Here is a 19,387-nt window from a genome sequence, read left to right on the forward strand (position 1 = left end):
CTTACAACCAGATATTCAATAAACGCGCGCCACGGGCATCGCCGTCGGCGAACTGCTGACCGTTGCTGCTGAGAAAACTCTGACCCGAACCCGCCAGGTTCCAGAACTGCCCGCGCAGGAACACGCTCATACCGGCAAGCGCACGGCTGCTCGGTGGTTGCGCGGTCAGGGTCAGGCGATGCCAGGCCTCGCCCTCGCTGACTTCACCAGGCTTGAGGCTGACCGAGCCCGGCGTACTCGAACCCTTGTAGCCGCGCCACGGTTGGTCCCACGCGCCATGGCCGAATACTTGCGCCGGCACGGCCACCAGTTGCACGCCTTGTTCGTCGAGTTTGCGGTAGTTGTCCGGGTACCAGCTGTCGCTGCCGATCAGCACGCCGAGGCGTCCGGCCGGGGTGTCGACCGCGTTGATGGTTTGATCGGCTTCGCCGGCCAGCACTTCCCGTTGATCGAAGACCGGGTGCATCTGCCTCTGCGGTTGCCCGAGCGGTACACCGTCACGCCCGAACACCACGCTGCTGTTGAACAGGGCGCCGCTGCCGGGTTTGAGCTGGCCGTCGCGGATGCTCGGTTCCGGCAGCACGATAGTGCCGGCCACCAGGGTTACATTGAATTCTTTGGCCAGGCCACCGAACAGCGCCTGGTAATCCTTGGCCATGGATTTGGACTTCATCCGCAGGTGCGCGTCGTTGAGCCGGTCGCTGCCCTTGGCGCTGAGCCAGGCGCGGGCGAACAGCAGCGGATTGCTTGCCGCCAGCCAGTTCATCGCTTCGGTGAGGGTCGGCGCCTGATACAACTCGTCCTTCTCGCCGCTGATCATCAACCAGGTGCCGACATGTTCCGGTAACACCACCACGGTTTTTTCATTCAACAGGCCCTGATCCTGGGCTTGCTGCAAATACGCTGCGAGTTTGCGGTGCAGGCGGTCGGGGCTCTGGTAGTCGGTGGGAAACAGCTCGGGCTGGATGCCCAGCAAGTTGCCTCGGTCGGCCGGCGTGCCCTGATCGACCGCCAGTTTGATGCGCAGGTCCGACAGGTAATGCCCCGCCGGCCGGTCCGCCGCCCACATGGCGTAGGTGGTCAGGGCGGCAACAATGGCCATGGAGAAAAACAGGTACAGAAGTTTGCGCATGAAAACCAACAACAGCCGGGTACAGGGTGTGACGACTAGGGTAGGGCCCATGACGCCGGTTGCCAAGGGGCGCTGCGCATTTGGATCAATAAGTTGTCAGTTACGGTCATTGAGTGACAGCGATGCGACTCTTAGTCTGTCGAACATGACTGACGGGGGACGCAGAGCTCCCGCACTTTTTCCGTGATCGCTCGTTGTGGAGTTACCGATGACCGCCGCTCATTACCCGCACCTGTTGGCCCCGCTGGACCTGGGATTCACCACACTGCGCAACCGCACCCTGATGGGCTCGATGCATACCGGCCTCGAAGAAAAACCGGGTGGTTTCGAGCGCATGGCGGCGTACTTCGCCGAGCGTGCCCGTGGCGGCGTCGGCCTGATGGTCACCGGCGGTATTGGCCCGAACGATGAGGGCGGGGTGTATTCCGGCGCGGCCAAGCTGACCACCGAGGAAGAGGCGCTCAAGCACCGCATCGTCACCCGCGCGGTGCACGAGGCCGGCGGCAAGATCTGCATGCAGATCCTCCACGCAGGGCGTTATGCCTACAGCCCGAAACAGGTCGCGCCGAGTGCGATCCAGGCGCCGATCAACCCGTTCAAGCCCAAAGAGCTGGACGAGGAAGGCATCGAGAAGCAGATCAGCGATTTCGTCACCTGTTCGGTACTGGCGCAGACCGCCGAGTACGACGGTGTCGAGATCATGGGCTCGGAAGGTTATTTCATTAACCAGTTCCTCGCCGCCCACACCAACCACCGCACCGACCGCTGGGGTGGCAGCTACGAAAACCGCATGCGCCTGCCGGTGGAAATCGTCCGCCGCGTGCGTGAAGCGGTTGGCCCGAACTTCATCATCATTTTCCGTCTGTCGATGCTCGACCTGGTCGAGGGCGGCAGCTCCTGGGAAGAAATCGTGACCCTGGCCAAGGCCATCGAGCAGGCCGGCGCGACGATCATCAACACCGGCATCGGCTGGCACGAAGCGCGGATTCCGACCATCGCCACCAAAGTGCCGCGCGCCGCGTTCAGCAAGGTCACCGCCAAGCTGCGCGGTTCGGTGAACATTCCGCTGATCACCACCAACCGCATCAATACCCCGGAAATCGCCGAGCAGATTCTCGCCGAAGGCGACGCCGACATGGTCTCGATGGCGCGGCCGTTCCTCGCCGACCCGGACTTCGTCAACAAGGCCGCTGAAGGCCGCGCCGACGAAATCAACACCTGCATCGGCTGCAATCAGGCCTGCCTCGATCACACCTTCGGCGGCAAGCTCACCAGTTGCCTGGTCAATCCGCGTGCCTGTCACGAAACCGAGCTCAATTATCTGCCGGTGCAGCAAATCAAGAAGATCGCCGTGGTCGGTGCCGGTCCTGCCGGCTTGTCTGCCGCGACCGTGGCCGCCGAGCGCGGGCATCAGGTGACGTTGTTCGATTCGGCCAGCGAGATCGGCGGCCAGTTCAATATCGCCAAGCGCGTACCGGGCAAGGAAGAGTTCTTTGAGACCCTGCGTTACTTCAAGCGCAAGTTGCAGACCTCCCACGTCGAGGTGTGCCTGAATACCCGCGTCGATGTGGCGAAACTGGTTGAAGGCGGTTACGACGAAATCATCCTCGCCACCGGCATCGCGCCGCGTGTGCCGGCGATTCCGGGCGTGGAGCATGCCAAGGTGCTGAGCTATCTGGACGTGATTCTGGAGCGCAAACCGGTTGGCAAGCGGGTCGCGGTGATCGGCGCCGGCGGTATCGGTTTCGACGTCAGCGAATTCCTCGTGCATGAAGGCGTGGCCACCAGTCTGGATCGCGCCGCGTTCTGGAAAGAGTGGGGCATCGACACCCATCTGGAAGCCCGGGGTGGCGTGGCCGGTATCAAAGCCGCGCCGCACGCACCGGCCCGCGAGGTATTCCTGCTGCAACGCAAGAAGTCCAAGGTCGGCGACGGTCTGGGCAAGACCACCGGCTGGATTCACCGCACGGGCCTGAAGAACAAGCAGGTACAAATGCTCAACAGCGTCGAATACCTGAAGATCGACGACGAAGGCCTGCACATCCGCATTGGCGAAACCGGCGAGCCACAAGTGCTGGCGGTGGACAACATCGTGATCTGTGCCGGTCAGGATCCGCTGCGTGAGCTGCACGACGGCCTGGTCGAAGCGGGGCAGAACGTGCACCTGATCGGCGGTGCCGATGTGGCGGCGGAGCTGGATGCCAAGCGTGCGATCAACCAGGGCTCGCGCCTGGCGGCTGAACTGTAATCCAGCGATAACCCCTGTGGGAGGGGGCAAGACCGCTCCCACAGGGGGATGTGTTTTGGCTGTTAAGATGGCGGTTCTTGTTCCGGAACCGCTTTCATGTTTTTGCCTTCCTCCGACTGGCTGCCCCAAGCCCCTCTCGAACCCCTTCAACTCGACTGGCTCACCCGCGCCGGCATTGAGGTCGCGATCCTGCGTCTGGACCGGATCGACCCGCTGATCAGCGGCAACAAGTGGTTCAAACTCATCGAACACCTCAAGGCGGCCGATCACGCGGGCGCCGAAGGCATCATCAGCCTCGGGGGCGCGCATTCCAATCATCTGCATGCGTTGGCGGCGGCAGGCAAGCGGCTGGGGTTCAAAACCGTGGGGCTGCTGCGTGGCCATGCGCAGCAAACGCCCACGGTGAAGGACCTGCAGGCGTTCGGCATGCACCTGCACTGGCTGGGTTTTGCCGGTTATCGCGCGCGGCATGCAACGGATTTCTGGGTGCCGTGGCAGGCGCAGTATCCGACGTTGCAGGCGGTGCCGGAGGGCGGCGGAGGATTGGCGGGCGCCTTGGGCTGCAAGGTACTCAAGGCTCAAGTGTGCGCACAATTAAATGATCTTGGCTGGGACGATTACCACGGCTGGTGGCTGGCCTGCGGCACCGGAACCACCCTGGCCGGGCTGGTGTTGGCCGAGGCGGGCGAGCACCCGGTATATGGCGCTCTCGCGGTGCCGGAGGATCATGGCGTCGCGCCGCAGGTCGAGATGACCCTTCACGAAGCCGGCCTGGGCCCTGGCGGGTACGAGCTGATCGACGCCAGTCGGGGTGGATTTGCCAGGGTCGATCCAACGTTGCTGGCATTCATCGAGCAGACCGAACAGGTCAGCGGTGTACCGCTGGAACCGCTGTATACCGGCAAGGCCTTGCTGGCGCTCAAGCAACGCATTGAAGCGGGCCGGTTTGCACATGGCACTCGGCTGGTCTTCGTGCATAGCGGTGGGTTGCAGGGACGTAGAGGATTCAGCCCCCTGCCATCGGGCGAATAACTTTCTGTGGCGAGGGGGCTTGCTCCCGCCGGGCTGTGCAGCAGCCCAAAACCGGATGACGCGGGTTGCTGGATTAATCCCGACCTCAGGGTTTACGACGACTGCACCGCCGAGCGGGAGCAAGCTCCCTCGCCCCAGGTAAATCCCCTCAGCGCCAAGCCAATCGCCCGCCTGGAGGTCAGCGTTCGACCCGTTTGGGCATCATCCGCAACAACGTGTTATCACCCACCACATAGTGGTGATAAATCCCCGCCAGTGCATGCAGCCCGATCAGCCAGTAACCGATTGTGGCGATCAGCACGTGCCAGCCTTCCACTTGTTTGGCGAACGCCTTGTTTTCCCCCACCAGCAGCGGCAGGTCGAAACCATAGAACATCACTTGATGCCCTTCGGCGCTGGTAATCAGCCAGCCGAGAATCGGCATGCTGATCATGAACAGGTACAGCGCCCAGTGCATCAGCCGCGCCACGGCGATCTGCCAGCGTGGTGACGCGGGGAAGATCTTCGGCGCCGGGCCGAGGCTGCGGGCCAGCAGGCGAAACCACACCAGCACGAACACGGTCAGGCCGAGCATGTAATGCACTTCGCGGATCAGCGTGCGGCCGCCGCTGCCTTTGGGGAAGATACCGCGCAATTCCATGCTGGCGTACACCAGCACCAACAACACCAGCATCAGCCAGTGCAGCAGGACCGACACGGTGCTGTAGCGTGATTCGGAACTTGTCCACGGCATACGGTGTTTCCTCACAGATCAGGGTCGAGTCGTGCCGTTCTTGTGCGACGGCCTGCTTTAACTGTAATCCGCTTTGGCGGATTTGCCTGACGCCGATCGGTCGTTCACAGCTCTGAATCAAGGGGTGGGGCAATGAAAAACGCCAGTGTCGGGCAGACACTGGCGTTTTTTGTTTGTCGCGAGCGACAGCATCAGCTCGATTGCGGCATTTCACCGTTGGCCAGACGCTTGTTGATGTCGGCGATCACTTGCGGCAGATCGCTGATGGTGTCGATCATGTAGTGCGGGCGCGAGCCTGCGAACAGGGCGTGGATACGCTTGCGCTCACTGGCCAGCACGTCGCTGCTCAGGGCGCGGAACCCTTGGTAATCCAGGCCCAGCGCATTGCCGGAGCAGATCAGCGCGACGGTCCACATGCCGGCACGACGACCTTCGAGAATGCCCGGCACGGTGTCGTCGATTTTCACGCACGCGGCCACGTCGTCGATGCCCAGCGCAATCACGTTGGCCAACGCCTGTGCCGGCCAAGGGCGACCGTTCGGCACTTCGTCGGTGGCGACCACGTAGTCGGCGATGTAGCCGTTGGTGGCGGCCAGCTGCACAACTTTATCCATCACCTGCTTCGGATAGCCCGAGCAGGAACCGATCTTGATCCCCTGCTGACGCAAATTGGCGATGGTCTCCAGGGCGCCGGGAATCAGCGCCGAGTGCTCGGCAATCTTCTCGATCTGCAGTGGCATGAAGCGGTTGTAGATCGCGGTAACGTCATCGTCGGTCGGTGTGCGGCCGAATGCCTTGCGATAGCGCTCGGCGACCTGCGGCTGATCGCACAGGGTGCGGATGTGATCCCACTTGCCCATGCCCATCGGGCCACGGGCCTCTTCGATGGAGACCTGTACATCGAATTCGGCGAAGGCCTCGACGAAGATCTGGGTGGGTGCGAAGGAGCCGAAATCGACCACGGTGCCGGCCCAGTCGAGGATGGCGGCTTGCAGTTTGTCTGGATTTACATAATTCATGGCAATCAATTCCTGAGTTGGCAATGCAATTCAAACGGTAGGAGTGAGCTTGCTCGCGATAGCGGTTGATCATTCAACAGCGTCATCGACTGACGCGGCCTCATCGCGAGCAGGCTTACTTCTGCAGGGGATTTTTGTGTGGAGCTTAGATGTCGAGAACTTCCATCTCGCGCAGCACTTCACCGACTGCCGCCACGGCCTGGCGCATGTCGTCGGGGCTGACGTGGCCGATGCAGCCGACGCGGAAGGTTTCGACCTGGGTCAATTTGCCGGGGTAGAGGATGTAGCCCTTGGCCTTGACCCGCTCGTAGAAGTCCTTGAACTGGTAGCGCGGGTCTTTCGGCGCATGGAAGGTGGCGATGATCGGTGCCTGAATCGCGGCGGGCAGGAAGCTGCGCAGCCCCAATCCAGCCATTTCTTCCATCAGTGCCTGGCAATTGGCGACGTAGCGCGCATGGCGTGCCGACAGGCCACCTTCTTCGTTGTATTGCAGCAGGGCTTCGTGCAGTGCGGCGACCACGTGGGTCGGCGGGGTGAAACGCCACTGGCCGGTCTTCTGCATGTAGGCGTGCTGGTCATACAGGTCCATTGCCAGCGAATGCGAATTGCCGGCCGCTGCAGCCAGTGATTCTTTGCGGGCGAAGACGAAACCCATCCCCGGTACGCCTTCAAGGCATTTGCCGGACGCGGCGATCAGCGCATCGAACGGCACTTTTTGCGCATCCACCGGCAGTGCGCCGAACGAGCTCATGGCGTCGATGATCAGGCGCTTGCCGTGTTGCGCAACCACGTCGGCAATGTCCGGCAGCGGGTTGAGAATGCCGGTGCTGGTTTCGCAGTGAATCAGCGCGACGTGGGTGATGGCGCTGTCGGCGCGCAGCAGCCGGTCAACATCGGCGGCGGTGGTCGGTTCGTCTTCGGCGGTTTCGAAGGTGCTGAAGGAGCGGCCGAGCACTTCGCAGATCTTCGCCAGACGCTTGCCGTAGGCACCGTTGATCAGCACCAGGACTTTGCCGTCTCGGGGCACCAGGGTGCCGATCGCCGCTTCGACGGCGAAGGTGCCGCTGCCCTGCAACGGTACGCAGTGGTGAGTCGCCGCGCCGTTAAGAATTGCCAGCAATTGTTCGCAGAGGCTGGCGGTCAGTTGATTGAAGCGGTCATCCCATGACCCCCAGTCGACCATCATCGCCTGACGGGTGCGGGCCGATGTGGTCAACGGGCCGGGAGTGAGCAGGATGGGTTCGGCGATACTCATTCGTGTGTCCTCGGATTGCGCTGTGGGATGAAGCTACGGGGCATACGTTGCAATTCGCCGGTCTATCAATCAAATTGTTTGTTGTTATGCCAGCCATCAGTGAGAGTTATTCATGAACCTGTTCCAGTTGCGTGCCTTCGACGCCGTGGCCCGCGAAGGCAGCTTCACCCGCGCCGCTGCGCGGTTGTTCATCAGCCAGCCAGCCGTCACCGGGCACATCAAGGCGCTGGAGGAGCACTACCAGATCACCCTGTTGCGGCGCACGGCGCGACGGGTGGAACTGACGGAGGAGGGCACCAAACTCGCGGCGATCACCCGGGCAATGTTCGGTCTGGCCGAAGAGGCGCAGACCTTGCTCGAGGCGAATCGGCAGTTGCTGACCGGGCGTCTGGAGGTGGCGGCGGATGGCCCGCACATGGTCATGCCGATGCTCGCCAGCCTGCGTGCGCGTTATCCGGGGATCACGGTGAACTTGCGTCTGGGCAATGCTCAGGAAACCCTCGCGGCGCTGATATCGGAGCATGCGGACGTAGCGGTGCTGACCGAGGTCGAGCCGCGCAAGGGCCTGCATCTGCAGGCGCTGAGCGAGTCGAGGATCTGCGCGCTGGTGCCGGCGGGGCACCCTTGGGCGGCGCGCTCCGGGGAATTGAAGCTCAAGGCGCTCGATCAGGTGATCATGGTGCTGCGCGAACCGGGCTCGATCACTCGCCGCACCTTCGACCAGGCGTGCGCGCAGGCGGCGGTCAATCCACGGGTGCTGCTGGAACTCGATAGCCGCGAGGCGGTGACCGAGGCGGTGGCGGCCGAGCTGGGGGTTGGCGTGGTGTCGTCGGTGGAGGTCAGCCATGATCCGCGGGTGGTGGCGATTCCGATTGTCGGGGAAGGGCTGGTCAATCGACACATGATTGGCTGTATGGAGCGGCGGCAGGAGTTGCGCTTGATTCGGGCGTTCTTTGGTCTGGCACCGGCCTGATACACCGCGGTGCGTTCATCGCTGGCAAGCCAGCTCCCACAGGGATGGCGTCGTACATCAAATCGGGGCCACTACCAACTCTGTGGGAGCTGGCTTGCCAGCGATGGGGCCAGACCTGTTTACACCAGACTCTTGCGAACCATATCCAGGAACGTCGCCACCACTCGCCGCGAACTCTGCTCACGCAAACACACCAGCGTCTCGGTCAAGCGCCGGGTGCAATCGGTAATCGGCAACGCGCACACCCGCGAGTCCGCACCAAACTCCGCCGCCGACACCACCCCGACACCAATCCCCACCACCACCGCCTCGCGCGCTGCTTCCCGGCCTTCAACCTGAATCGCCGGGCGAATGCGGAACCCCGCCCGGGCCATTTCTTCTTCCAGGGTCTGGCGCGTCACCGAGCCGTGTTCGCGCAGCACCAGCGGTGTGTCATCCAGGTCCGCCAGGCAGATCGACTCACGTTCGGCCCACGGGTGATGGCGAGAGACGAACGCCACCATCGGGTCGTTGCGCAGCGGTACACACAGCAGGCGTTCATCGCTGACATCACGCCCGAGCAAGGCCAGGTCGGCCTGGTAGTTGAACAGGCGAAACAGTGATTCATCGGTGTTGCCGGTCTCGATCTTCACGCTGATGCCCGGGTAGCGCTCGCAAAACCGCGCAATCTGCGGCAACACGTGCACCGGCGCATCCACTGCCAGAATCAGGCTGCCGGTCTGCAAGGCCTGGGATTCCTGCAACAACTCCTGTGCTTCAGCCTCAATCACGAACAGGCGCTGGGTGATTGCCAGCAGGCGTTCGCCAAGATCCGTCAGGCGCACGGAACGTTTATTGCGATGAAACAGCAGCACGCCGAAGCGTTCTTCGAGTTTGCGCACCTGGTCGGAAATAGCCGGTTGCGTGAGGAAAAGGCGCTCGGCGGCTTTGGTGAAGCTTCCATGGACGGCCACGGCGTGGAAGGCTTTGAGCTGGGCGTGGGACACCGACATGCAACCTCCAGTAATAAGCTGAGCTTATGTGTGAAATACGATAAATCGACTTTATTTATTAAACAGTAATTGCTTTGATCCGCTCACGCCATCGCTGACTGCCCGTTCGGGCAGCACGCTGGCGATGAGCCTGTGCGTGCAACCGCAGGACTCATCTGACCGCTATCGCCTTAGGGATGGGGCGTTGGCGCAGTGCTCAACAATAAAAAACACAGGCGTTTACTTAACGATTCTGCCGGCACACTCACACCCTGAGGTCAGAACCACAATGAACAAGCACATCGGCACCCTTGCGCGTTGGCGCATGCAGATTTTCGCTATCACCTGGCTCGCGTACGCCGCTTTCTACTTCACCCGCAAAGCGTTTTCGGTGGCCAAGCTGGGCATCGCCGAAGACCCGACCTTCATGCTCGACAAGATGGCCATGGCCAACCTCGATGCGATCTATCTGGCGGCTTACGCCATCGGCCAATTCACCTGGGGCATGCTCGCCGACCGCTTTGGCCCACGGGTCGTGGTGCTGGGCGGCTTGCTGATTTCCGCCGCTGCAGCGTTGGTGATGGGCAGTTTCGCCACGCTGCCGATCTTTGCCACCTGCATGTTGATCCAAGGCCTGGCGCAATCCACCGGCTGGTCGGGACTGTGCAAAAACCTCGGCAGCTTTTTCCCGGCGCAACAGCGGGGGCGGGTGCTCGGCTTGTGGAGTTCCTGCTACGCGTTTGGCGGTCTGGTGGCGTCGCCGTTCGCCGGCTGGTGGGCGTATACGCTGATCGGCACCTGGCACGCGGCGTTTATTTCCAGCGCGGTGGTGGTCGCCGTGGTGGCGGTATTGTTCTTTATCTTCCAGCGTAACAAACCGGAAGATGTCGGCCTGCCGGCCGTGGAGCCGGAGCCGGTCCTGTCCGCCGAGGAAACCGAAGCCAACAGCAAGCTCAGCGTCTGGGAGCCGTTGAAGGAAATCCTGCGCAACCGCACGGTGTTGGTGCTGGGCCTGGCGTACTTCATGTTGAAACCGGCGCGTTACGCGATTCTGCTGTGGGGCCCGGTGATCGTGTTTGAACAGATGCCCAGTGTCGGCAAGGTCGGCGCGGCAATCATTCCGACGTCGTTCGAACTGGCCGGGTTGCTTGGGCCGATCATGATCGGCCTGGCTTCGGACAAACTGTTCGGCGCCCGGCGCATGCCGGCCTGCGTGTTGAGCCTGCTGGCGCTGACCGTGACCCTGGCGCTGTTTATGGGCGCCTTGCACACCGGCAGTGTGTTGCTGGTGGTGGCGCTGCTGTTTGTCATGGGCCTGACCCTGTACGGCCCCGACTCGATGATCAGCGGCGCGGCCGCCATCGACTTCGGCAAGGCCAAGGCCGGCGCCACTGCCGCCGGATTCGTCAACGGTTGCGGCTCGGTCGGTGCGGTCCTTGGCGGCTTGCTGCCGGGTTATTTCGACTCGGTGACGGTGTTCATCGTGTTTGCCGGGTGCGCGCTGTTCTCGGCGCTGGTGCTGATCCCGCACTGGAACAGCCGCCCGGTCGGCGTGATGGAGCCGCGTGCGTCCATTCCCAATTGCCCGCTGAAGATCAAACCCCTGCGTTCCTGAACCCCCTTTGCCTCGCGGCCTGCTGCGGTGTTCGCGGCAGGCTGTGTCGTGGCCATCTGACTGGAGATATCCCATGAGACCGTTTTGGCTGGCGCAGGCCCTGCAGGCCGACACCTCCGACACCTCCGACACTTGCCCGGCGCTGCAAGGCGAAGTGCGCACCGACGTGTGCATCGTCGGCGGTGGTTACACCGGGTTGTGGACGGCAATCATGCTCAAGCAACAGAACCCCGAACTCGCTGTGTTGTTGATCGAGGCCGACATCTGCGGCGCCGGGGCCAGTGGCCGCAATGGCGGGTGCGCGCTGTCGTGGTCGGCCAAGTACTTCACCCTTGAACGTTTGTTCGGTGTTGAAGAAGCGGTGCGCCTGGTCAAGGAATCGGAACGCAGCATCCACGCCATTGGCGAGTTCTGTGAACAGTACGGCGTCGATGCCGATTACCGCCTCGACGGCACGCTGTACACCGCCACCAACGCCGCGCAGGTCGGCTCGACCGATGCGGTGATCGCGGCGCTGGAACGCAACGGCATCAACTCGTTCACCCAGCGCCCGGTGGCCGACGTGCAGCGCATGGCCGGTTCCAGCAAGCATCTGGAAGGCTGGTTCTCGCCGGCGGCGGCCAGTGTGCAACCGGGCAAACTGGTGCGCGGCTTGCGCCGGGTGGCGTTGCAACTGGGGGTGAAAATCTACGAAAACACTGCGATGACCGGGCTGGAGGAGGGGCGTGCGGCGCGTATCCAGACGCCGGATGGCTGCGTCATCGCCGATCGTGTGGTGCTGGCGATGAACGCGTGGATGGCTCGTGCCTTCCCACAGTTCGAGCGCAGCGTGGCAATTGTCTCCAGCGACATGCTGATCACCGAGCCGCGCCCGGACCTGTTGCAGGACATCGGTTTGACCAGCGGTGTCACCGTGCTTGATTCGCGGATCTTCGTGCACTACTACCACAACACCCCGGACGGCCGGATCATGCTCGGCAAGGGCGGCAACACCTTTGCCTATGGCGGGCGGATGCTGCCGGTGTTCGATCAGCCGTCGCCGTATGCCGGCCTGCTCAAGCGCAGCCTCGACGATTTCTTTCCGGCGTTTGCCGACGTAAAAGTGGACGCAACCTGGAACGGCCCGTCGGATCGCTCGGTTACCGGTCTGCCGTTTTTCGGCCAGATGAGCCACAGCGGTAACGTCTTCTACGGTTTTGGCTATTCCGGCAGCGGCGTTGGCCCGTGCCATATGGGCGGGCAGATTCTCGCCTCGCTGGTACAGGGGCTGGATAACCCGTGGACACGCTCACCGCTGGTCAACGGGCCGTTGGGCTATTTTCCGCCGGAGCCGATTCGTTACCTCGGCTCCTTGATGGTGCGCAACGCTATCCGCCGCAAGGAACGCGCCGAGGATCACGGTCGCCGGCCACGGCATCTGGATGTGCGCCTGGCCAGGTTTGCCGCGGCGGCGGGCAAGGCCGATAAAGGCTGACCACCCCTCCTGCAGGAAGAGGTCAGGGTGCATTCATTAGCCAGTCGAGCAGCAAGTCGTCGTTGTGCGTGATGTCCCGGGGCCGGGGCTGACGTGAATCGGCGAGGCACAGGATCGGCCGGTCGGGATCGCCGTCGAGGAAACTCACCCATACCTCGCTGCCGGCGCAGGGCAAATCGTCGGCGCTGATGCGGCTACTGGCGCGGGTCATGGCGATGGGCAGCCACAGCGCGGCGCTCGCGTCGCAGGGTTCACCGTGCTCGGGCCAGAGCGTGACAGCCATGCGGCCGTGCTCGTCGAGTTGCGCCGGTCGCCCCGGTATTCCCGACACCTGCGCCAGGTGATAGCCGGCAATCCCGGGGCGCCGCTGCTTGAGTGGCGGACGGAAATCGGTTGACCAGGGCTGCGCGGTGAAGTCGTTGTAATAACGGTGTGCGGTCGAGGCCGGTTCGAGTATCGACGGGTGCTGCCCATGATGTTGCAGATGGGTGATCAGCCATTGTTCGTTGAATTGGCTGAGCGGGTGTTCCAGCACTTGCAGCAAATGCCCGCTGAGCAAACTCACGCAGTCGCTGCGACCATGAACCGAGCGCTGCTGACAGCGTTGCCGTTCCAGGTGCCGACGACTGCGTTGCTCGGCATGGCGTTGTGCCGGTGAAGTGGATAACGGCTGCGGATTCGTCGCGGTCTGATTGGCCGCCGCCTCACCGCCCGCCTGCTGGCCGCGATTGCGCACGGCATGCAGGGGCACAACGGGCGCGCCATGATGCTGCTGATACAGCGAACTGATCCGGGGTGACGGAGTCGGCTCATCGGCCTCGAACGGCAGCAACGTGGGCGACTGCGGCAGGCTCAGGCTGTCGTCGGCAAACACCACGACATGGCCATCCGGCCGGTGTTCGAAATGGTAGTGGATGCCTTCTTCTTCGCACAGACGCTGCAGCAACGCCAGATCGCTTTCCTCGTACTGAATGCAAAACGGCCGCACCGGGTAATGGCCCACGGTCGTTTCAATCCGGTAATTGCCGCTCGGCAGCGCGTTTTCGAGTAACCGCTGGAGAATCTGCGGCACGCTCAGTTGCACGAAGACCCGGCGTTTGCCCGGCGCTGCCAGCCCGTGCAGGTGCGGCACCAGCTCCAGTCGGTAGCCGACCCGGTGCGTGCCGCGATGTTCGCAGCTGGCGCTGTGGATCACGCCGTGAATCCCGTGTCGTGAGTCAAGGCGCAGAAAGGCCTGTTGCTGCAACAGCGCTCCCGGCGGTATCGCGGGGGCGAGGCCGATCAGTTCGACGTCGAAACGATAAGGCTGGTTGAGGGCCTCTTCGCCGTCGAAGCGCAATACCGGCAGGATCAACCCGCTGGTGGTCAGGGTCAGGGTGAAGGGACTTTCCTTGTCATTGAGCATTCGCACGGGCTCTGTCAGGCAAAACGAAGCTCAGAGGGTACGAAACCACAGCGCTGATGGGGCAGGTTAAAGCTGCTTTTCAGAATCGCCCTACAAGGTGTGGTGAAGATCTCGATTTCGCAGGACGATTTTTTTGGTCGATTGACGACTTTAGGCCGTATAAACTTGGCGCCACGCGTCGGCCAATAGATGTCTCGGCGCCACAGATCAAGAGAGTGAGTAATGGGCGCACAGTGGAAGGTTAAACACAAAGAAGCGGCAGCCAACGCCAAGGGCAAGATCTTCGGCAAACTGGTGAAGGAAATCACCATCGCTGCCCGCAACGGTGCCGATACCGCCACCAACGCACACCTGCGTCTGGTGGTTGAACAGGCCAAGAAAGCCTCGATGCCGAAGGAAACCCTGGACCGCGCCATCAAGAAAGGCGCGGGCCTGTTGGGCGAGACCGTGCAGTACCATCGCGTGACCTACGAAGGGTTTGCCCCGCACCAGGTGCCGCTGATCGTCGAATGCGTCACCGACAACATCAACCGCACCGTCGCCGAGATTCGCGTGGCGTTCCGCAAGGGTCAACTGGGCGCCTCCGGCTCCGTGGCCTGGGACTTCAACCACGTCGGGATGATCGAAGCGTCGCCGGACACCCCGGACGCCGACCCGGAAATGGCCGCGATCGAAGCCGGTGCCCAGGATTTCGAAGCCGGCGAAGACGGCGCGACCCTGTTCCTGACCGACCCGACCGACCTCGACGCCGTGCAGAAAGCCCTGCCGGAGCAGGGTTTCACCGTGTTGTCGGCCAAGCTGGGTTATCAGCCGAAGAACCCGGTCAGCGGCCTGAGCGACGAGCAGATGGCTGAAGTCGAAGCGTTCCTGGAAGGCCTCGACAACCACGATGACGTGCAGGACATGTTCGTCGGCCTGGCTGGCTGATTGGTTGTATCTGTAAGTGCCTCATCGTGAGCCGGCTCGCTCCCACCGTTGCAATGCATTCCAAGGTGGGAGCGAGCGGGCTCGCGATTGACCGCGCAGCGGTCACTGCTTCGCCAATACCTCGATGACTTCACTGAAGCCCGGCCGCGCCAGCACATCTGCCTGACAGCAGCGCCGCTCCAGATCTTCCAGCACGCCGCGCCGTTCATCACTCAGGCCCGAGTCGATGCGCGCCAGCAGTTCCCCCAGCAAGACGCCGAACGCCCGCACTTCGAGGCGTTGCAGTGCGCGGGTTTCCAGGGTGTCGGTGGTGGCATGAAACGACGCCGCACCGAAATCCCCGAGCAGGCAGTCACCGTGCTCGTTCAACAAAATATTGTGCCCGTACAGATCACCGTGGGTGATGCCTTGCCGGTGCAGGTGTTCCGCCGCCGACGCCACGCCTTGGGCAATGCGCAACGCCACGTCGGCGCTGAACCGGCAATCCTCGGCGTAAACATCCCGAGAGCACGACGCCAGGCTCGGCAGACTCGCGAGGTTGCGGTAGCTCGGGTCGATCAGTTGCATCACCAGCCCTTGCTGGTCGTCGGGGTGGGCGCTGATGCGACCTTCCACCCGAATCAGATTGGGGTGCAGTCCGGCAGTGATGCAGGCATTCATTTCGTGCAGCGGCGAGCCGTCGCTGGTCATCTCGCCTTTGTACAGTTTCACCGCCACCGGTTGCGCTGCACCGTCGTCGCGCTGCCAGAGCGCCCGGGAAATCACCCCGGAAGCGCCTTCGCCCAGTTGTTGTTCCAGGCGCAGCGCCGACCAGTCGATCGACGGCGTGGCATCCAGGGCGCTGGCGTCTGCCTCGGTTTCCAGCGGGTTACCGGCGTAGGCCAGCCAGGTCAGGCTCGGCAGCGTCAATAGCCACTGCGGCAGTTCGGTCAACCGATTGGCGGCGATGCGAATCAGCTCCAGGCGATGGCAACCACTCAGCGCTGCGGGCAGTGCTTGCAGGCGATTGCCGGCCAGCATGAGCTTTTGCAGGTGAGGACGTTCGCCGAGCGCGTCAGGCAGGGTTTCGATGTGGTTGTCGGTGAGGATCAGCCAGCGCAACAGTGGCGGCAGGGCGGCAGCGGGCACATCGACGATTGCATTGGCCTTGAAGCCGATCATCGTCAGCGCCGCGCATTGGCCGAGGCAGGCCGGCAGTTCGGTGAATTGATTGTCCGAGCAAAACAGCACGCGCAAACGCTTCAGGCGATGCAGGTCATCCGGCAGGCGGCTCAAGGCGTTGCCGCTGAGGTTGAGGATTTCCAGGGTATCGGCCAGGTCGAAGATCTCCGCCGGGAACTCGGTCAGTCCGCAAGACAGGTCCAGACGGGTGATGCCCGACAACTCGCCGGCACGCAATTGAGCAAGGGTGTGCATAGAAATATTCGCATCAGAGTCGCAAGAATGGCCGTCATCATAACGGCAGCGCCTACGCCGGTGGAATTTCCTGTAACTGGCCCAGACGGCTGCGGGTGCGGGCCAGGTCGATGGCGTGGCCGGCGAGGCTTTCGCGCAGTGGCAGGCGGCCAAGCAGGGTCAAGTGTTTGTCCTGGTCGTAGAGCACGTCGATCAGGTTGATGAAGCGTTGTTGGGCGGCGATCGAGCATTCGTCCAAGAGCGGCAGGTCGTCGATGACCCAGTGGTCGAAACGCCGGCACAACTCCAGATAATCCATCACCGCCGTGGGTTGTTCACACAGATCGTTGAAGGTAAAACCCACGCGGCTGCCCTCGCACAAACGGGCCTGAAAATGTCGGGTGCCGACCGGCAGTGCCAACGGCGGCGCATCCTGTTGCGGCAGGTTGAGGTCACGGCGCTGGGCTGCGGTGGCTGGCCATACGTAATGGCCCTGAGTAAATAGCTGATGCGCATGGTTGCGCGCATGACTGCGGTAATCATGCGGACCACCGACTTCCATGACCTGCATGCGCGCGTTGATCAGCTCGATCACCGGCTTGAAGCGAGCGTGGTACAGCGGATTGGGCAGCAGGCCCTCCGGTGCATAGTTGGAGGTGACCAACAGCAGGGTCCCGCGCTGGAACAGGGCCTTGAACAGCCGGGTGATGAGCATCGCATCGCCGATGTCATGCACATGAAACTCGTCGAAACACAGGACCTGACAATCCTCCAGCAATTCATCCAGGGTCATGGCGAGGGCGTCGTCGTGCTCGCGATGCCGGAACATGCCCTGATGCAGTTGCGCGAAGAACTCATGGAAATGCAGGCGGCGTTTGCGGCTGATCGGCAGCGCCTGGAAGAACCCGTCGAGTAACCAGCTCTTGCCGCGTCCAACGGCGCCATGCAGGTACAGGCTCGGCGGCGTGTGTGCCGGGGTCGCGCACAACAGACTGGCTTGCTGCGCCATGCAGTCGATCACGCGCTGCTGACTGTGGCTGAGGGTGTAACCCTGGCTCTGGGCCTTGAGCCGGAAATAATCACGGATCGACTGGGCGCTGGCGTCTTGCCCTGCGTGCGCCGGCAAGCCTTTGCCGAACCAGCGGCGCAACGCTGGCCAGCGTTGGGTCAGACGCGATCGTTTGGACGGTCGGGCGGGCACTTCAGGATCACTCCGTATTTATCGGGCCGGATCCCCGGAGTGGGGCGTCGTAGTGTAACCAGAGGTCGGTCCGGCCATCCACCGCGGCTCGTCGAGAGAGGGCGGTCACTGAACAAGTCTGGCGGGTTTGTACAGTAATTTGCAGCGACATTACTGGCGTGTTTGCCAACGTTTCGAAACATATCCCGGGAAAAGCGTGGATCCAATCGACTGGCGGAATCGTCGACCGTTGCTAGTCTGAAACACAGTAACGACCGTGCGAGTGATCGCTGACAAGGAAAAGCGCCGTGAATGTACGTGGGGTCATCGGTCTGCTGGGGGCGCTCGTCGCACCGGTCGAGGCGGCAGATCTGCAGGTCGAAGTGCGTGTCGATGTGCAGCGCGGTTGCCAGTTGATCGGCCAGCAACGCGATGCGGGCGTGCAACAACTGGGCGTGCTCGACTTTGGCAGCACCGCACGCCTCGACGATCCTGCCGGACCTTTGGCGGCGGCGCTGACCAACCAGCGTTTGCCACGCCTTGAGTGCAACCCGGACACGCCTTATCAGATGCGCGTCGACGGCGGTTTACATGGCGGTGTCGGTGAGGTGCGCTACATGGTCGGTGCGGCGGGCGGCAAGCCGATTCCATACCGTCTGTTTCAGGATGCCGCGCGGCGGGTGCCGCTGGTGGTGGATGTGCCGGTCAGTGGCCGGGTGCCCGACAGCGGCACGGTGGAGTTGCCGCTGTATGCGCGGATCGAGCGGCTGGCCGAAGTGCCGCGGGTCAGCCGCTACTCGGACCTGGTCAAGGTGACGGTCACTTGGTGAGCGCACGGCTGCAGTCGGCAACCCGCTGGAATGGATTACGCAGGGAAGGGCGTTCGATGATGAGCGCGGTGGTCAAGTCAACCTGAAGGAGTAGGGCGGGCGCAATGGCAGGCAAACACTGGATGGTTCTGGCGGCAGGGACGCTGGCGCTGCTCGCTGACAACGCACAGGCAGCCGTGAGTGGGCAGATTCATGCGCGGCTGATCCTGATCGCCGGCTGCGAGGTGACCCATGCATCCAGTCCCGCCAGCCCGGTCAGCCATCTCGGCACCCTCGATTTCGGTCCTCAGGGGCCAACCTGGAATACACCGATCAAGGCCAGTCTGGATGGCGACAGCAGCGGCAAACTCAATGTGGCCTGCAATCCTTCGGTCACCGGTTTCACTGTCACCATTGACGGCGGCACCCACGGTGACGGTAACACCCGGCGCCTGAGCAATGGCCGCCAGACCCTTCCCTATGAGCTGTTCGTCGATCCCTCCGGCGCCCGCAGCTACAGCATCGGCCAACAACACAATTTCGCTGTCACCAGCGGTGCGCAGATACCGATTCCGGTCTTTGGCACGGTGGTGGCGAATACCCGCGCGGTGCCGGCAGGTGTCTATACCGACACGCTGACGGTGACGCTCGACTGGTAACCCGAAGAGGACGGACACCATGCGCAGGATTGCTTCAACACTCGGTTTGTCGCTGCTGGGCCTGACACTGGCATCCAGTGCCAATGCAGCCACGACGGTCACCGGCCAGATCACCTCCAGCCTGATCCTGATCAGCAGTTGCCAGGTCAATGGCGCCGGCGGCTCCAGCGGGTTGAATTTCGGTGCGTTGAACTTCGGCACCGCCAACAGCCTGTTCACCACCGCCACCGGGCAAGTGCTCGGCGGTGGCGGCGGGGCGCTGTCGATTCTGTGCTCCAGCGGCACCACGCCGACAGTGAAGGTGCGGGCCGGCTCCCATGACGGCATGTCACCGGGTGGTACGCGAGCCTTGTACGACGGGGTGGCCAACTACGTGCCTTACGATCTGTACACCGATGCCGGGCACTCGCAACTGCTGGCAATTGACGGGACGATCAACCTCGCCGCCAGTACCGGTGTGGCGCAGACCGTGAACATTTACGGTCAGGCGGTGGGCAAGGCCGGTTTGCCGGCCGGGACGTACACCGACACCGTCGCTGTTGAACTGACGTTCTGATGCC

At 62.7% G+C, this 19,387-nt stretch carries 17 protein-coding genes; 9 read left to right on the top strand and 8 right to left on the bottom strand.

The window, feature by feature from the left end; genetic code table 11:
- Window position 1 precedes the first annotated feature (1 nt).
- Window positions 2–1,132 carry a carbon-nitrogen hydrolase family protein gene (locus PseuLF5_RS17610; RefSeq protein ID WP_340134148.1) on the bottom strand — a complete coding sequence of 377 codons (1,131 nt, stop codon included), beginning with the start codon at window positions 1,130–1,132 and terminating at the stop codon, window positions 2–4.
- A gap of 208 nt (window positions 1,133–1,340) precedes the next feature.
- On the opposite strand from PseuLF5_RS17610, the gene PseuLF5_RS17615 reads away from it, so the two are divergent.
- Both PseuLF5_RS17615 and PseuLF5_RS17620 read left to right on the top strand, forming a co-directional pair.
- A complete protein-coding gene (locus PseuLF5_RS17615; RefSeq protein ID WP_340134149.1) occupies window positions 1,341–3,380 on the top strand; it encodes an NADPH-dependent 2,4-dienoyl-CoA reductase in 2,040 nt (679 codons plus the stop codon).
- A gap of 96 nt (window positions 3,381–3,476) precedes the next feature.
- Window positions 3,477–4,412: a 1-aminocyclopropane-1-carboxylate deaminase/D-cysteine desulfhydrase gene (locus PseuLF5_RS17620; RefSeq protein ID WP_340134150.1), complete on the top strand. Its 936-nt coding sequence runs from the start codon at window positions 3,477–3,479 to the stop codon at window positions 4,410–4,412.
- A gap of 178 nt (window positions 4,413–4,590) precedes the next feature.
- On the opposite strand, the gene PseuLF5_RS17625 is transcribed toward PseuLF5_RS17620, so the two are convergent.
- The 3 genes from PseuLF5_RS17625 to PseuLF5_RS17635 form a co-directional block, all read right to left on the bottom strand.
- Window positions 4,591–5,145, bottom strand: a complete 555-nt coding sequence (locus tag PseuLF5_RS17625) for a cytochrome b (protein ID WP_123462320.1) — start codon at window positions 5,143–5,145, stop codon at window positions 4,591–4,593.
- Window positions 5,146–5,336: 191 nt separating this feature from the next.
- Complete coding sequence (gene phnX, locus PseuLF5_RS17630) at window positions 5,337–6,164, bottom strand: phosphonoacetaldehyde hydrolase (protein ID WP_340134152.1); 828 nt, start codon at window positions 6,162–6,164, stop codon at window positions 5,337–5,339.
- A gap of 145 nt (window positions 6,165–6,309) precedes the next feature.
- A complete protein-coding gene (locus PseuLF5_RS17635; protein ID WP_322376277.1) occupies window positions 6,310–7,419 on the bottom strand; it encodes a 2-aminoethylphosphonate--pyruvate transaminase in 1,110 nt (369 codons plus the stop codon).
- A gap of 112 nt (window positions 7,420–7,531) precedes the next feature.
- On the opposite strand from PseuLF5_RS17635, the gene PseuLF5_RS17640 reads away from it, so the two are divergent.
- Window positions 7,532–8,392 (top strand): LysR substrate-binding domain-containing protein, encoded by an 861-nt coding sequence (locus PseuLF5_RS17640; RefSeq protein WP_128615977.1) that lies wholly within the window; start codon window positions 7,532–7,534, stop codon window positions 8,390–8,392.
- Between the two features lie 119 nt (window positions 8,393–8,511).
- Here the strand turns inward: PseuLF5_RS17640 and PseuLF5_RS17645 are convergent, their stop codons facing one another.
- The gene (locus PseuLF5_RS17645; RefSeq protein ID WP_123462326.1) at window positions 8,512–9,384 is read right to left on the bottom strand and encodes a LysR family transcriptional regulator; all 873 of its coding nucleotides are present in this window, start codon (window positions 9,382–9,384) and stop codon (window positions 8,512–8,514) included.
- Between the two features lie 268 nt (window positions 9,385–9,652).
- Here PseuLF5_RS17645 and PseuLF5_RS17650 point away from each other — a divergent pair, with 268 nt between their 5' ends.
- Complete coding sequence (locus PseuLF5_RS17650; RefSeq protein ID WP_123462327.1) at window positions 9,653–10,978, top strand: MFS transporter; 1,326 nt, start codon at window positions 9,653–9,655, stop codon at window positions 10,976–10,978.
- A gap of 73 nt (window positions 10,979–11,051) precedes the next feature.
- A complete protein-coding gene (locus PseuLF5_RS17655) occupies window positions 11,052–12,452 on the top strand; it encodes an FAD-dependent oxidoreductase (protein WP_340134155.1) in 1,401 nt (466 codons plus the stop codon).
- 22 nt (window positions 12,453–12,474) lie between these two features.
- Here PseuLF5_RS17655 and PseuLF5_RS17660 read toward each other — a convergent pair whose 3' ends face one another.
- On the bottom strand, window positions 12,475–13,857 hold the full coding sequence (locus PseuLF5_RS17660) for a type VI secretion system Vgr family protein (protein WP_340134156.1): 1,383 nt from the start codon (window positions 13,855–13,857) through the stop codon (window positions 12,475–12,477).
- Window positions 13,858–14,079: 222 nt separating this feature from the next.
- Here PseuLF5_RS17660 and PseuLF5_RS17665 point away from each other — a divergent pair, with 222 nt between their 5' ends.
- Window positions 14,080–14,784 carry a YebC/PmpR family DNA-binding transcriptional regulator gene (locus tag PseuLF5_RS17665; RefSeq protein WP_123462334.1) on the top strand — a complete coding sequence of 235 codons (705 nt, stop codon included), beginning with the start codon at window positions 14,080–14,082 and terminating at the stop codon, window positions 14,782–14,784.
- Window positions 14,785–14,886: 102 nt separating this feature from the next.
- Here the strand turns inward: PseuLF5_RS17665 and PseuLF5_RS17670 are convergent, their stop codons facing one another.
- Together PseuLF5_RS17670 and zapE are read right to left on the bottom strand one after the other, a co-directional pair.
- Window positions 14,887–16,200, bottom strand: a complete 1,314-nt coding sequence (locus PseuLF5_RS17670) for a protein kinase (RefSeq protein ID WP_340134157.1) — start codon at window positions 16,198–16,200, stop codon at window positions 14,887–14,889.
- Window positions 16,201–16,252: 52 nt separating this feature from the next.
- Complete coding sequence (zapE, locus tag PseuLF5_RS17675) at window positions 16,253–17,380, bottom strand: cell division protein ZapE (RefSeq protein WP_123462338.1); 1,128 nt, start codon at window positions 17,378–17,380, stop codon at window positions 16,253–16,255.
- 287 nt (window positions 17,381–17,667) lie between these two features.
- On the opposite strand from zapE, the gene PseuLF5_RS17680 reads away from it, so the two are divergent.
- From PseuLF5_RS17680 to PseuLF5_RS17690, 3 genes are all read left to right on the top strand, one after another.
- Window positions 17,668–18,189, top strand: a complete 522-nt coding sequence (locus tag PseuLF5_RS17680; RefSeq protein WP_340134158.1) for a Csu type fimbrial protein — start codon at window positions 17,668–17,670, stop codon at window positions 18,187–18,189.
- Window positions 18,190–18,293: 104 nt separating this feature from the next.
- Complete coding sequence (locus tag PseuLF5_RS17685) at window positions 18,294–18,827, top strand: Csu type fimbrial protein (protein WP_222832526.1); 534 nt, start codon at window positions 18,294–18,296, stop codon at window positions 18,825–18,827.
- Between the two features lie 19 nt (window positions 18,828–18,846).
- Window positions 18,847–19,383, top strand: a complete 537-nt coding sequence (locus tag PseuLF5_RS17690; RefSeq protein WP_123462345.1) for a Csu type fimbrial protein — start codon at window positions 18,847–18,849, stop codon at window positions 19,381–19,383.
- Window positions 19,384–19,387 lie beyond the last annotated feature (4 nt).

The organism is Pseudomonas sp. LF-5 (genome assembly GCF_037626295.1).
Taxonomy (GTDB): domain Bacteria; phylum Pseudomonadota; class Gammaproteobacteria; order Pseudomonadales; family Pseudomonadaceae; genus Aquipseudomonas; species Aquipseudomonas monsensis.

Excerpts from the sequence above, each read along its gene's own strand:
- PseuLF5_RS17610 (WP_340134148.1), bottom strand. The coding sequence starts at position 1,132 with ATGCGCAAACTTCTGTACCTGTTTTTCTCCATGGCCATTGTTGCCGCC.
- PseuLF5_RS17665 (WP_123462334.1), top strand. The coding sequence starts at position 14,080 with ATGGGCGCACAGTGGAAGGTTAAACACAAAGAAGCGGCAGCCAACGCC.
- PseuLF5_RS17615 (WP_340134149.1), top strand. The coding sequence starts at position 1,341 with ATGACCGCCGCTCATTACCCGCACCTGTTGGCCCCGCTGGACCTGGGA.
- PseuLF5_RS17625 (WP_123462320.1), bottom strand. The coding sequence starts at position 5,145 with ATGCCGTGGACAAGTTCCGAATCACGCTACAGCACCGTGTCGGTCCTG.
- PseuLF5_RS17645 (WP_123462326.1), bottom strand. The coding sequence starts at position 9,384 with ATGTCGGTGTCCCACGCCCAGCTCAAAGCCTTCCACGCCGTGGCCGTC.
- PseuLF5_RS17655 (WP_340134155.1), top strand. The coding sequence starts at position 11,052 with ATGAGACCGTTTTGGCTGGCGCAGGCCCTGCAGGCCGACACCTCCGAC.
- PseuLF5_RS17635 (WP_322376277.1), bottom strand. The coding sequence starts at position 7,419 with ATGAGTATCGCCGAACCCATCCTGCTCACTCCCGGCCCGTTGACCACA.
- phnX (WP_340134152.1), bottom strand. The coding sequence starts at position 6,164 with ATGAATTATGTAAATCCAGACAAACTGCAAGCCGCCATCCTCGACTGG.
- PseuLF5_RS17690 (WP_123462345.1), top strand. The coding sequence starts at position 18,847 with ATGCGCAGGATTGCTTCAACACTCGGTTTGTCGCTGCTGGGCCTGACA.
- PseuLF5_RS17650 (WP_123462327.1), top strand. The coding sequence starts at position 9,653 with ATGAACAAGCACATCGGCACCCTTGCGCGTTGGCGCATGCAGATTTTC.
- PseuLF5_RS17670 (WP_340134157.1), bottom strand. The coding sequence starts at position 16,200 with ATGCACACCCTTGCTCAATTGCGTGCCGGCGAGTTGTCGGGCATCACC.
- PseuLF5_RS17660 (WP_340134156.1), bottom strand. The coding sequence starts at position 13,857 with ATGCTCAATGACAAGGAAAGTCCCTTCACCCTGACCCTGACCACCAGC.
- PseuLF5_RS17640 (WP_128615977.1), top strand. The coding sequence starts at position 7,532 with ATGAACCTGTTCCAGTTGCGTGCCTTCGACGCCGTGGCCCGCGAAGGC.
- PseuLF5_RS17685 (WP_222832526.1), top strand. The coding sequence starts at position 18,294 with ATGGCAGGCAAACACTGGATGGTTCTGGCGGCAGGGACGCTGGCGCTG.
- PseuLF5_RS17620 (WP_340134150.1), top strand. The coding sequence starts at position 3,477 with ATGTTTTTGCCTTCCTCCGACTGGCTGCCCCAAGCCCCTCTCGAACCC.